Origin of the sequence: Streptomyces sp. NPDC020299, assembly GCF_044387825.1 — a bacterium.
Lineage (GTDB): Bacteria > Actinomycetota > Actinomycetes > Streptomycetales > Streptomycetaceae > Streptomyces.
Genome location: NZ_JBIRWL010000005.1, coordinates 16,577 through 28,273, shown reverse-complemented (window position 1 = coordinate 28,273; position 11,697 = coordinate 16,577). Strand labels below are relative to the sequence as shown.

Genomic DNA, 11,697 nt, shown 5'->3' with positions numbered 1-11,697 from the left:
TGCACGCTAACACAGATACCCCAGGGGGTATTTTTCCGGAGCGCCCGGCAGGGCGGTCTGCGGTTGCCGTCCGGCGGACGGCGCTCTTACGCCTGCGGGTGGAGGACGACCTTGGTGTAGCCTTCGATCCGCTTGTCGAACTTCTCGTAAGCCGTCGGCGCCTGGTCGAGCGGCAGCTCGTGCGAGACGACGAAGCTCGGCCGCGCACGGTCCTCGATGATCAGATCACGCAGGTGGCGGTTGTAGCGCTTGACGTTGCACTGGCCGGTGCCCATGCGCAGCCCCTTCTCGAAGAGGCGCCCGATGGAGACCATGAGCATGCCCTGCTTGGCCTGCGCGTCCGGTCCCCCGGGGTCGCGCGGGACGTAGAGGCCGGGTATGCCGAGCGCTCCCGTCGGCCGGACCGTCTCGACGAGCGAGTTCAGTACGGTCGCCGGTTCCTCGCGGTCGCCGCCCTTCTTCCCCGCGGCCTGGGCCTGGTAGCCGACGGCGTCGATGCCCTTGTCCGTGCCTTGGCCTCCCATCTGCTCCTTGATCTGCTGCGCCGGGTTGCCCTCGGTGAAGTCGATCGGAACGGCGCCGATCTCCTCGGCCTTCTGCAGCCGCTCCGTCACCCGGTCGACCACGAACACCTTGCTCGCGCCGCGCAGCATCGCGGAATAGGCGGCCATGAGCCCGACCGGGCCACCGCCGTACACCGCGACGCTGTCACCTGGGCGGACGTCGGCCAGCTCGTTGCCGTGATAGCCGGTCGGGAAGATGTCGGCGAGAAGAACGAAGTCGGTCTCCTTGTCATTGCCCTCGGGGAGCTTCAGGCAGTTGAAGTCGGCGTACGGCACCCGTACGAACTCCGCCTGTCCTCCCACGTAGGGGCCCATCGCGACGTAGCCGTAGGCACCGCCGGCGAAACCCGGGTTCACCGTGAGGCAGAAGCCCGTGAAACCGGCCGTGCAGTTCTTGCAGAATCCGCAGGCCACGTTGAAGGGCATGACGACCCGGTCGCCGCGGCTGAGCGTGGTGACTCCGTCGCCGGTCTCCTCGATGACCCCGAGATTCTCGTGACCGAAGACGATCCCCGGCTCCGCGGCGGTGCGGCCCTCGTACATGTGCAGGTCCGAGCCGCAGATGGCGGTCGACGTGACACGTACGAGCGCGTCGTTCGGGTGCTGGATCCTGGGATCCTCCACTTGCTCGACCGCTACCTTGAACGGTCCCTTGTACACGACAGCCCTCATCCTCAAGCACCTCCACTGGACATAAGGCGCGGTCACAGTGAGGAAGACGATGCCGAGGGCCCACTGCCCTTCTCAGCGACAGGCCCGCGAATTCGATCGGTCTTCTGTGCTGTGGCTCATATACCAGGCTGGTACATGATGAGACGATTTGCACCCAGAGGACGCAGAGTCCGGTTCTGCGCCGTTCCGGAAGGATTGATCACTTTGTCGCGTCGTCTCGGAACACTGCTCGTGGCAGTCACCGGCCTGTCCGGCACCACCTACCCGGAGGGCACCCGGGTGGCCATACGAGGCACCGGAGGCTCCGTCGACGGCTTCGTCGACGGTGACTGGCTGCCGCTCGCCTGGTGGGAGTTCGCCGACATCCAGCCGGACGACGCACCGGGCCACTGAGCGGTCCGCGCACCGCGCTCACAGCGCGCGCATCACGCTCACGACCTTGCCGAGGATCTGCACCTGGTCGCCGGGGATCGGGTCGTAGGCGGGGTTGCGGGGCATGAGCCAGACCTGCCCCTCCTGGCGACGCAGCACCTTGACCGTGGCCTCGTCCTCGATGAGGGCGGCGACGATGTCGCCGTGGTCGGCGCTGTCCTGGCGCCGCACGGTGACGATGTCCCCGTCGCAGATCGCCGCGTCGATCATGCTGTCGCCGGACACCGTCAGCGCGAAGAACTCGCCTTCGCCGACCAGCTGGCGCGGCAGCGTGTAGACGTCCTCGACCATCTCCTCGGCGAGCAGCGGCGCGCCGGCGGCGATACGGCCGACCAGCGGCACCTGAACGGGCTGCTCGGCCGGAGCGCCCGGCTCCGGGGCCGCGGAGACCCGTACGCGGTAGGCCCGCGGCCGGTGTGGATCGCGGTACAGGACACCCTTGCGCTCCAGTGTCATCAGCTGGTGCGCGACGGAGGAGGTGCTGGCGAGACGGACGGCCTGGCCGATCTCGCGCATGGACGGCGGGTAGCCCTGCCGCTGGACGGTCTCGGTGATGAAACGGACGATGTCCTGCTGGCGGGGGGTGAGCTCGCCCTCGGCGGACCGGGTGCCCGGCGGCCGTCCCCGGCGCGCGGGCTCGCTGTTCTCCATACCGGGCACCTCCGCACAAGATCTCTCAGAGCGTGACCTTAACCCGCCGCACCCCGTGAATGGAACACTGATTCGACGGCGCGCCGCGTTCGTACACTCATCGTGATCGTGCGTGCACCGGTGGTGTGCGCATCGGTCCGCTCCCCCGGTCCCGGTGGATCGGCGTCCTGGATCCGGTCAGCGGAACCCCCGTCCCTCCACGCCGGGCCGCGATGATCTCCGCCACGATGGACAAGGCGGTCTCCTCCGGTGTGCGGGCGCCGAGATCCAGGCCGATCGGGGACCTCAGTCGCGCCAACTGCCGCTCGCTCACGCCGACTTCACGCAGACGGCGGTGGCGTTCCTCGTGGGTGCGGCGCGAGCCCATCGCGCCGACGAACGCGACCGGCATATCCAGTGCCGCCTTCAGCAGGGGCACGTCGAACTTCGCGTCGTGGGTGAGCACGCACAGCACCGTACGGCCGTCGGTCGCGGTCCGGCGCAGATAGCGGTGCGGCCAGTCCACGACGATCTCGTCGGCCTCGGGGAACCGGGCCCGCGTGGCGAAGACGGGCCGGGCGTCGCAGACGGTCACGTGGTGGCCGAGGAACTTCCCGGCGCGCACCAGCGCCGCGGCGAAGTCGATCGCCCCGAAGACGATCATCCGGGGCGGCGGCACGTTCGCTTCGACCAGCAGGGTGAGCCCGCCGGGACAGTACGAGCCGTCCGCCGCGACCTCGACCGTGCCGGTGCGCCCGGCCTCCAGCATGGCCCGGGCCGCCGCCTCCGCCGTGCGGTCCAGGTTCTCGTGCCCGCCGAGGCCGCCCTCGTACGTGCCGTCGGGACGCACCAGCAGGGCCCTGCCCAGGAGCTCCTGGGGGCCGCGGGCGACCCGGGCGAGAGCCGTCGGCTCGCCACGTACGGCGGCTGTCAGCGCGGACCGGAGCACCGCCGGGGCGGGCGAGCCCGCGCCGACCGGCGTGATCAGGACGTCGATGGTCCCGCCGCAGGTCAGCCCCACGGCGAAGGCGTCCTCGTCGCTGTAGCCGAACCGTTCGGTGAGGCTCTGTCCGGTGTCCAGGGACTGGACGCACAGGTCGTAGACCGCGCCTTCCACACAGCCGCCGGAGACGGAGCCGACGACGGTGCCCGCGCTGTCCACGGCGAGCGCGGCGCCCGGACCGCGGGGCGCGCTGCCGCCGACGGCCACGACGGTGGCGACGGCGAAGTCGCGGCCCTCGGCGAGCCACCGGTTCAGCTCCTCGGCGATGTCAAGCATCCACCGCTCCGGCGGCGGCCGACAGCACGCGGCTGGGACGGATGGGCAGACCGCGGTGCCGTACGCCGGTGGCGTGCCAGACCGCGTTGGCGATGGCCGCGGCGGCGCCCACGATGCCGACCTCCCCGATGCCCTTGATCCCGACCGGGTCGTCCGGGTCGGGGTCCGCCACCCAGTCCGCCTCGATGAGCGGTACGTCGGCGTGCGTGGCCACGTGATAGTGCGCGAGGTCGGGTCCGACATGGCCGCCCGAGGCCCGGTCGCGGACCGCCTCCTCGTGCAGGGCCATGGAGATGCCCCAGGCCATGCCGCCCAGGAACTGGTTGCGCGCGGTGAGCGGGTTGATGATCCGGCCCGCCGCGAAGATGCCGAGCATGCGCCGTACGCGGACTTCGCCGGTGGCGGTGTCGACGGCCACCTCGGCGAACTGTGCCCCGAAGGAGTGGCGTTCCTTCTGGGCGAGGGCGCCGATGGCTGCGGTGGTGTCCGACCGCACCGTGATGCCCTCCGGCGGAACGCCGGCGCCCAGGGCGAGCCGCTCGCGCAGTTCACCGGCCGCCGCTGTGACCGCCCAGGCCCAGGAGCGGGTGCCCATGGAACCGCCGGCGATCATCGCGGGTCCGAAGGCGCTGTCTCCGATGCGTACCTCGACCCGGTCCGGTGTCACGGCGAGTGCGTCCGCGGCGACCAGGGTGAGTGCGGTCCGGGCGCCGGTGCCGATGTCGGCCGCGGCGATCCGCACGGTGAAGGTGCCGTCGTCCCGGGCGGTCACCGTCGCCGTGGAGGGTGCCGCCCCGGCCGGGAAGGACGCCGCGGCCGTGCCGGTGCCCAGGAGCCAGCGCCCGTCGCGGCGCAGTCCGGGGCGGGGATCCCGGTCCGCCCAGCCGAACCTGCGGGCGCCCTCGACGAAGCAGGCGCGCAGATTGCGGCCGGCGAACGGGAGGCCGGAGACCGGTCCCCGCTCGGGTTCGTTGCGCAGGCGCAGCTCGATCGGGTCGATGCCGCACTTCTCGGCGAGTTCGTCGAGCGCGGCCTCCAGGGCGAACGACCCCGGTGCCTCGCCCGGCGCGCGCATCCAGGTGGGGGTCGGCACGTCGAGCCGTACGACGCGGTTGGCGGTGTGGTGGGCGTCGGCGTCGTACATCACCCGGGCCACCCCGGCGCTGGGCTCGACGAACTCGTGCACGGTGGAGGTGAGGCTCTGGGACCGGTGCTCCAGTGCGCGCAGCCGTCCGTCGGCGCCGGAGCCGAGCCTGATCCGCTGGGTGGTGGGGCTGCGGTAGCCCGCCAGCGAGAACATCTGACGGCGGGTCAGTACGACGCGTACCGGCCGCCGCAGCACCGTGGCGGCTATCACGGCCGCCACCTGGGGGACGCGGACGCCCTTGCTGCCGAAGCCGCCGCCCACGTGCTCGGAGCGTACGCGCACCGAGGCGGGGTCGAGCGAGAACAGGCCGGCCAGTTCGCCCACCACCCAGCTGGCGCCCTGGTTGGAGTCGACGATCTCGAGCCGGCCGCCGTCCCAGTGGGCCGTCGCCGCGTGCGGTTCCATCGGGTTGTGGTGCTCTTCGGGGGTGGTGTACTCGACGTCCACGACGACGGCGGACGCGGCGAGTTCGGCCTCGAGGTCGCCCTTGTCCGTCACCGCCGGCATGTGGCCGTCCACCGGGTAGGCGTCCGGGTGGTCGCCGGTGAAGTCGATGTCGTGGGGTTGCTGTTCGTAGTGCACGACGAGCGTTTCGGCCGCCTCCCTGGCCTGCTCGGGCGTTTCGGCGACGACGAGCGCCACCGGCCAGCCCAGGTGCGGCACTTGGTCGTGCTGGAAGACGGCGCAGGTCGGGTCCGGCCTGCCCAGCATGCCGACGTAGTCGGTGTCGAGCCGCGGGGTGTTGCGGTGGTCCAGGACGGTGAGGACGCCCGGCATGGCGAGCACCGGAGCGGTGTCGATCGCACGGATGCGTCCTCGGGCGACCGTGGACAACACCAGCCAGCCGTGGGCGAGTTCGGTGAAGGGGATGTCCGCGGCGTAGCGGGCCGCTCCGGTGACCTTGTCCCGGCCCTCCACGCGTGAGTGCGGGGTACCGACGGAGGGCCTGGAGGTCCTGGTCCCGGTCGTGGCGGTGGTCATCGGGCGGCCTCCTCGGCGAGTTCGGTCAGCACGGCCACCACGAGGTTGCGCATGAGGGTCACCTTGTATCCGTTGTGCGGCAGTGGCCTGGCCGCCGCCAGTTCGGCGTCCGCCGCGGCGGCGAAGCTCGCGCCGTCGGCCGGCGCACCGGTCAGTACCCGTTCGGCCGCCCGGGCCCGCCAGGGCCGGGACGCGACCGCCCCGAAGGCCAGCCGCACGTCGTGCACCATGCCGTCCCGGACGTCGAGCGCGGCGGCGACCGAACCGATGGCGAAGGCGTAGGAGGCGCGCTCGCGGATCTTCCGGTAGCGGGAGCGGGCGGCGACCGGAGCGGGCGGCAGGGTGACGGCCGTGATGAGGGCCCCGGGCGGCAGGGCGGTCTCCCGCTGCGGGGTGTCGCCGACCGGCAGATAGAACCAGCCGAGCGGCAACTCTCCCGGCCCGTCGGCCGTTTCGTAGGAGATGACGGCGTCGAAGGCGGCCAGCGCCACGCCCATGTCCGAGGGGTGGACGGCCACGCAGTGGCCGGAGGCGCCCAGGATCGCGTGGTTGTGGTGCTCGCCGTGGATCGCGGGGCAACCGCTGCCGGGGGCACGCTTGTTGCACGCCTTGGTCACGTCGGCGAAGTAGCCGCAGCGGGTCCGCTGGAGCAGGTTGCCGCCGACCGTGGCCATGTTGCGCAGCTGGCCGGACGCTCCGGCCAGCACCGCCTGCGCCAACGCCGGGTAACGGCGCCGTACTTCGGGATGCGCGGCGAGCTCGCTGTTGGTGACGGTCGCCCCGATGCGCAGCCCGCCGTCCGGCGTCGGCTCGATCCGGTCCAGGGGCAGTTCGCGTACGTCGACGAGCCGGGCGGGACGTTCGACGCCGGCCTTCATCAGGTCGACGAGGTTGGTGCCGCCGCCCAGGAAGCGCGCGTCGGGATCGGTGCCGAGCACCGCGACCGCGCCGGCGACGTCGGAGGCCCTGTGATAACCGAACTCCCTCACGCCGCCACCTCCCCCTGCTCCGGCGCCTGCTCCGCCGGTGCCTTCTCCGCCGCCGCCCGGGCGACCGCCTCGACGATGGACACGTATGCGGCGCAGCGGCACAGGTTGCCGCTCATCCGCTCCCGGATCTCCTCGGCGGACAGCGGTGGCGGTCCGGATTCGGGCCGGAGGTCGTCGGTGACGGCGCTCGGCCAGCCGGCCGCGTGTTCCTCGATCACCCCGATCGCGGAACATATCTGTCCGGGCGTGCAGTACCCGCACTGGAAGCCGTCCAGATCGAGGAAGGCCTGCTGCACCGGGTGCAGCCGGTCACCCTCGGCCACGCCCTCGATGGTGGTGATCTCGCGCCCCTCGGCGGCCACCGCCAGTTGGAGGCAGGCCACGGCCCGCCGGCCGTCCAGCAGGACGGTGCAGGCGCCGCACTGCCCCTGGTCACAGCCCTTCTTGGTGCCCGTCAGGTCGAGCCGCTCGCGGAGGGCGTCGAGCAGGGTGGTGCGATGGTCGACGGGTAGCGTGTACTTCTCGCCGTTGACGTTCAGGGTGATGACACTGGACGTCGATGAGGCCATGAGCAGCTTCTTTCGCTTTTCCGGAACAGGAAGGACGGTGCGGCAGCCGGATGCGTCGGCTGTCGGGGAGATGGCGTCGCACGGCGCGACGCCGCTTCGGTGAAGGGCACGTCCACGGCTATGGTGGACGGAACCGGACAGCTGTCCGCTACTACGAAGAACCTAACGGACAGCTGTCCGGTTAGCAAGGGCCGGGTTCGGCCACGGATCTCGAGGAGGACGGGTGCAGGAGAAGAAGGACGCGCCCCTGCGCTCGGACGCGCAGCGGAACCGCGAGCGCATCCTGGAGGTCGCCCTGGCCGAGCTGACGCGGAACGCGGACGCCCCGCTGAGTGTGATCGCCAGGAAGGCCGGCGTCGGGCAGGGCACGTTCTACCGCAACTTCCCCAACCGCGAGGCCCTCGTCCTCGAGATCTACCGCCACGAGATGCAGCAGGTCGCCGACAGCGCCGTCGAGTTGCTCGGGGACCGGGCACCCGACCAGGCCCTGCGCGCCTGGATGGACCGGCTCGCCGAGTTCGCCATGGCCAAGGCCGGCCTGGCCGACGCTATCCGCCAGGCGACCAGTGCGCCGGGGAGTCCCGGCAAGCCGGCCCCCACCCCGGTGACCTCCGCGGCCGAACTCCTGCTCCACGCCGCCGAGCAGGCCGGCACCATCCGCCCGGGAGTGACCGGGGACGACTTCCTCCTCGCCATCGCGGGGCTCTGGCAGATCGACTCCGCCGACGACTGGCGGTCACGCGCCAACCGTCTCCTCGACCTCGTCATGGACGGCCTGCGGGTGGGCGCGCCGGGACGGTGACCGACGCCGTCACGACCCCGGCCGCGCCTCCGTGACCGCCAGGGCTGCCGCCAAGACGGTCGACCGCGGGTCCGCCTCGGCACAGCCGAGGAGCCCGGACGCGTCGCCGACCTGCTCGAACCCGCCGCACGCGGCCCGCCGCGTGATCATGCAGTTACGGAACAACGGCCCCGATGACCCGGTCGATCGCCGTGGCGACGTCCCCGGCGACATGCGTGGGCCGGTAGGGGACCTCGGGCCACGGCCGCCCGTTCGAGACCCACACGCTGCGCAGGCCGAGCGCGTGCGCGCCCGCCACGTCGGCGTGCGGGGAATCGCCGACGACCCACGCGCCGGTGAGGGGCACTCCGGCGGCATCCGCGGCGGCGTGGAAGATCTCCGGTCCGGGCTTCTTGTGACCGACCTCCTCGGAGATCACCCAGCCGTGGACGAGCCGGTCGAGTCCGGTGCGGCGAATCTTCGCCTCCTGCTGGCCGGTGCGGCCGTTGGTGACGATCACACAGGTCCAGCCGTCGGCCCGGGCCCTTTCCACGGCCTCGCGGGAGGAGGCGGTCAGCACGACACGGTCGGCGGCGCCATGGTCCAGCAGGGCGTGGACGGCCCGGGCCGGTACCGAGTCCGCGTACCGGTCGGTCATGGCCGCGGCGACATCCTGGCGGGCGGCGTAGCCGCCGGCGTCGAGGGTCGTCACCCACGTCAGCTCGGTCCCGGGCAGGCGGTGCTCGGCGAGGAACGCGGCGACGGCGTCGCGGAAGGCCGCGTCACGGTCGATGAGTGTGTTGTCGAGGTCCAGCATCAGCAAGGGCATGGGTACACCGAATCACTTCTCCCGGCGCGTCCCCCTCGTTCGCTCTACGGGGTGGGGATGCCCGCCGGGCGGAGCGGGCCACCGAGGCGGACCGGTACGCCCGGGGAGTACAGCACGCTGACCGGCGCGTCGGCGGGCGCCGGCAGACCGGCGGCTGCGAGCAGGTTCTCCTCGCAGCCGAGCAGCTCGGCGCGGTACAGGGGCCAGCGCGGATGGTGATTGGGCAGATAGGAGGCTCCGCCGAAGAACGAGTTGTGCATGCCCCAGCGGGCGGTGAGGAAGTGCTCCAACTCCGTTGGCCGCTCGATGCGTTCGCCCCTGCGTACGGTGATACGGCTGTACGCGCCCCGTGGTGCGGGCCAGCGGCGGGAGCTGGTGTAGGTGACGGTGTCCCCGGCGGCCCGGACGCTCATCCGCGACCAGAGGTAGGGCAGCCGGAAGCCGACGCGCCCCATCACCACGGGGATCAGCCGTGCGGCGTCCATGGACCGGAAGACGACACCGCGTCGGCCGTGCGCGTCGACGGAGTACAGGCGGACGTTGGTCTCCGGGAAGGACCCCAGATACGGCACCCCGGGCAGCCGCAGCCACCCCACCCGGTGCATGCGGAAGGCGACGAGTCCGACGTACGTGACCCCGTCGTACGTGTCGGGAACCGTGCCGCCGGGCAGGAGCCCCGCCACCACGTCCGGTGCGACGGCCCAGTGCACGAAGCACAGGTCGAGCCACTGCTGGGTGAGCAGGGGGGCACGTATGCCGGTCGGGGCGTCAGGGGTGATGGGCGTCGGCTGCTGCACGGGCCCCAGCATGGCAGAGGCGCCGGCACCGGTGGCTTCACCGGTGGCTTCCGCCATCACGGCCGCCCGGCGAAACGCGACTGACGACCAGCGCTCCGGCCTCCGAGAGTGCTTCTTCGTGGAGCACGACCAAGACGATGAAGACCTCGTGAGCGAGAGCCGCTTGACGGCCGAGGAGAAGGAGGAACACACCGAGCTCGCCGCCGGCCTGCTCGGCGTGGTGCTCTCGGTCAAGATGGACGCGGCGCCGCCGGTGCGCGGTGCTCGGGCCCGTCGGGCTGGGCGGCATCGAACCGGGTGATGCCATGCGGGGCGCCATGACCGCTCTGGGCGGCACCTGGGGTGACGTCGCCACGACGATGACGGCCATGTCGAGGAACACCGTTGAACGGTCACGGGTGACGCGGCCGCCGGCGGTGCGCTACCCCTGGGAGCGGGTGGCGCCGAAGTTCGTCTCGTGCGACCAGATGTGGGTGCACGACGGGCACTGCAGGTGCAGGATGCTGCCGGTGTTGGAGAGCAGGTAGCGCCAGTGCTCGGAGCACGTCTGCCCCTGCGCGCACGTGGCGCACCCGCGGTGGTCCGCGCAGTTCGGGCAGTCCACCCAGGCCCGGCGTCCGATGTCGGCCTGCGGGTCAAGCGGCAGCATGGCCGCCCCCTCGCCTCGGGAGCACCCCGGCCGAGACCAGCTCGTCGTACAGGCGCTGCTGCTCTTCGCTGAGGCCGGAGTAGAGCAGATCCTGCGCCTCCTCCTCGCCGCGCAGCGCCGCGGCGGGGTCCCAGTCGGGGCCGAGAGCGGACATGACATGGGTCCGCCGGAGCATTTCGTGCGAGCTCAGGTCGACGGCGAACTCGACCGGTGCTGAGCTCTCGGAGCCAGGGGAGGACATGCCACCGAACCTAGGAAAGCCCGCCGGGCTGGGGCAAGAGCAGGTGGGGGAAGTCACAGCAGGTCAGCGACTCGCCGCACCCGGCCGGCCCCAGCACCGGGCGGGCTTCAGATGCCGGTGACGGACGCCACGGTGAACGGCGTCTCGGGCACCCCGGGACCCATCGGACCGCCCTTGTCGAACTGGGACCGTACGACCAGCAGCCGCCCCCGGTCACGGACCAGCGTGGTCGGGATCTGCAACGCGCTGTCGGTGAACCGCCGCTCCAGACGCGCGGACGTACCGTCGGCGGACAGCCGCCAGCGGGTGAGGGTGTTGACGCTGTTGTGCGCGGCCCACAGCGTGCCGTGCGCCAGTTCCAGACCGTCGCCGTGCGTCAAGTCCCCTCCGTGCAGGGTGACTCGGCGGACGGACCCGGTGGCGGTGTCCACCTGGTACAGCCCGCCGCCGGTCATGTCGACGACGTACAGCCGGCGTCCCGCCCGGTCCGCCACGATGCCGTTGAGGGTGATCACGTCGGGGTCCTGCGGGTCCTTGACGGCGGTCAGGTCGTAGGCGGGGTCGAGCGTCCCGCGTCCGTCGCGGGCGGCGGTGGCCAGGTCGGCGGGGGTGACACGGTAGACGACCGCGCGGGTGCTGTCGGTGAGGTAGGCCGTGCCGTCGGGCGCGAGGGCCAGGTCGTTGACGAAGCGGGGCGCGTCGCCGGGGACGTCGAGGCGGGCGATCAGGCGCCGGCCGCGCGAGTCGTAGACGTCGACCCCGGCGGTCGAGTCGATGACCCACAGCCGGCCGGCCCGGTCGGCCTTCAGTCCGTTGGCGGTGGTACGGCCGTCCGCACCCGCCGGGAGGAAGATCTCGGCGGTACGCCATCCGGGCGCGGCCCGGTGGACGGCGCCGGTGGTGTACGAGCCGACGTACACGTCCCCGGTCCGCGGGTCGAGCGCGATGCCCTCGGGGTAGGCGCGGTCGCCGGGGAGGGCGAAGGCGGTGGAGACGCGGGGTCGGGTGGCCGCGCGGGCGGCGGGTGCGGCGGCCGCGGACACGGCCAGGGCGGCGGCGGAGGCCAGGAACGTGCGGCGGTGCATCGGACGGGACACGGTGGTCGACGCCTCTCGGTTCGGCTACTCACAAGCTGACG

Annotated in this window: 15 protein-coding genes; 3 read left to right on the top strand and 12 right to left on the bottom strand. The window is 72.0% G+C overall.

Features of this window, described 5'->3' with window-relative positions; translation table 11 throughout:
• Window positions 1-86: 86 nt before the first annotated feature.
• On the bottom strand, window positions 87-1,235 hold the full coding sequence (locus tag ACH45E_RS14495) for a glutathione-independent formaldehyde dehydrogenase (RefSeq protein WP_361439066.1): 1,149 nt from the start codon (window positions 1,233-1,235) through the stop codon (window positions 87-89).
• Between the two features lie 204 nt (window positions 1,236-1,439).
• Between ACH45E_RS14495 and ACH45E_RS14490 the strand changes: the two genes are divergently transcribed.
• Complete coding sequence (locus ACH45E_RS14490; protein ID WP_361439068.1) at window positions 1,440-1,628, top strand: hypothetical protein; 189 nt, start codon at window positions 1,440-1,442, stop codon at window positions 1,626-1,628.
• Between the two features lie 18 nt (window positions 1,629-1,646).
• Here the strand turns inward: ACH45E_RS14490 and lexA are convergent, their stop codons facing one another.
• The 5 genes from lexA to ACH45E_RS14465 form a co-directional block, all read right to left on the bottom strand.
• Window positions 1,647-2,318, bottom strand: a complete 672-nt coding sequence (gene lexA / locus ACH45E_RS14485) for a transcriptional repressor LexA (protein ID WP_361439070.1) — start codon at window positions 2,316-2,318, stop codon at window positions 1,647-1,649.
• A gap of 97 nt (window positions 2,319-2,415) precedes the next feature.
• Window positions 2,416-3,576, bottom strand: coding sequence for an XdhC/CoxI family protein (locus ACH45E_RS14480; protein ID WP_361439072.1), 1,161 nt, complete (start codon window positions 3,574-3,576; stop codon window positions 2,416-2,418).
• Entirely contained in the window at window positions 3,569-5,704 is a 2,136-nt protein-coding gene (locus ACH45E_RS14475) for a xanthine dehydrogenase family protein molybdopterin-binding subunit (RefSeq protein WP_361439074.1), read from the bottom strand. The genes ACH45E_RS14480 and ACH45E_RS14475 overlap by 8 nt, the downstream gene beginning before the upstream one ends.
• Window positions 5,701-6,693: a xanthine dehydrogenase family protein subunit M gene (locus tag ACH45E_RS14470; protein WP_361439076.1), complete on the bottom strand. Its 993-nt coding sequence runs from the start codon at window positions 6,691-6,693 to the stop codon at window positions 5,701-5,703. Before ACH45E_RS14470 ends, ACH45E_RS14475 begins: the two co-directional genes overlap by 4 nt.
• Entirely contained in the window at window positions 6,690-7,262 is a 573-nt protein-coding gene (locus ACH45E_RS14465) for a 2Fe-2S iron-sulfur cluster-binding protein (RefSeq protein ID WP_361439078.1), read from the bottom strand. Before ACH45E_RS14465 ends, ACH45E_RS14470 begins: the two co-directional genes overlap by 4 nt.
• Before the next feature lie 223 nt (window positions 7,263-7,485).
• On the opposite strand from ACH45E_RS14465, the gene ACH45E_RS14460 reads away from it, so the two are divergent.
• Window positions 7,486-8,064, top strand: coding sequence for a TetR/AcrR family transcriptional regulator (locus tag ACH45E_RS14460; protein WP_361439080.1), 579 nt, complete (start codon window positions 7,486-7,488; stop codon window positions 8,062-8,064).
• 9 nt (window positions 8,065-8,073) lie between these two features.
• Here ACH45E_RS14460 and ACH45E_RS14455 read toward each other — a convergent pair whose 3' ends face one another.
• The 3 genes from ACH45E_RS14455 to ACH45E_RS14445 are packed head-to-tail and all read right to left on the bottom strand — an operon-like array spanning window position 8,074 to window position 9,681.
• Window positions 8,074-8,214, bottom strand: a complete 141-nt coding sequence (locus tag ACH45E_RS14455) for a hypothetical protein (protein ID WP_361439082.1) — start codon at window positions 8,212-8,214, stop codon at window positions 8,074-8,076.
• Window positions 8,215-8,218: 4 nt separating this feature from the next.
• On the bottom strand, window positions 8,219-8,872 hold the full coding sequence (locus tag ACH45E_RS14450; protein ID WP_361439084.1) for an HAD family hydrolase: 654 nt from the start codon (window positions 8,870-8,872) through the stop codon (window positions 8,219-8,221).
• A gap of 44 nt (window positions 8,873-8,916) precedes the next feature.
• Window positions 8,917-9,681: a YqjF family protein gene (locus ACH45E_RS14445; RefSeq protein ID WP_399040865.1), complete on the bottom strand. Its 765-nt coding sequence runs from the start codon at window positions 9,679-9,681 to the stop codon at window positions 8,917-8,919.
• Here ACH45E_RS14445 and ACH45E_RS14440 point away from each other — a divergent pair.
• A complete protein-coding gene (locus tag ACH45E_RS14440) occupies window positions 9,680-9,970 on the top strand; it encodes a hypothetical protein (protein WP_399040880.1) in 291 nt (96 codons plus the stop codon). The two genes, ACH45E_RS14445 and ACH45E_RS14440, sit on opposite strands and share 2 nt — an antisense overlap.
• Before the next feature lie 120 nt (window positions 9,971-10,090).
• Here the strand turns inward: ACH45E_RS14440 and ACH45E_RS14435 are convergent, their stop codons facing one another.
• The 3 genes from ACH45E_RS14435 to ACH45E_RS14425 all read right to left on the bottom strand — a co-directional run bounded on the left by ACH45E_RS14435 (window position 10,091) and on the right by ACH45E_RS14425 (window position 11,644).
• Window positions 10,091-10,318: a hypothetical protein gene (locus ACH45E_RS14435; RefSeq protein WP_361439090.1), complete on the bottom strand. Its 228-nt coding sequence runs from the start codon at window positions 10,316-10,318 to the stop codon at window positions 10,091-10,093.
• Window positions 10,305-10,559 carry a DUF6400 family protein gene (locus ACH45E_RS14430; RefSeq protein WP_361439092.1) on the bottom strand — a complete coding sequence of 85 codons (255 nt, stop codon included), beginning with the start codon at window positions 10,557-10,559 and terminating at the stop codon, window positions 10,305-10,307. Before ACH45E_RS14430 ends, ACH45E_RS14435 begins: the two co-directional genes overlap by 14 nt.
• A 107-nt stretch (window positions 10,560-10,666) precedes the next feature.
• The gene (locus tag ACH45E_RS14425) at window positions 10,667-11,644 is read right to left on the bottom strand and encodes an SMP-30/gluconolactonase/LRE family protein (RefSeq protein ID WP_361439094.1); all 978 of its coding nucleotides are present in this window, start codon (window positions 11,642-11,644) and stop codon (window positions 10,667-10,669) included.
• Window positions 11,645-11,697: the final 53 nt, after the last annotated feature.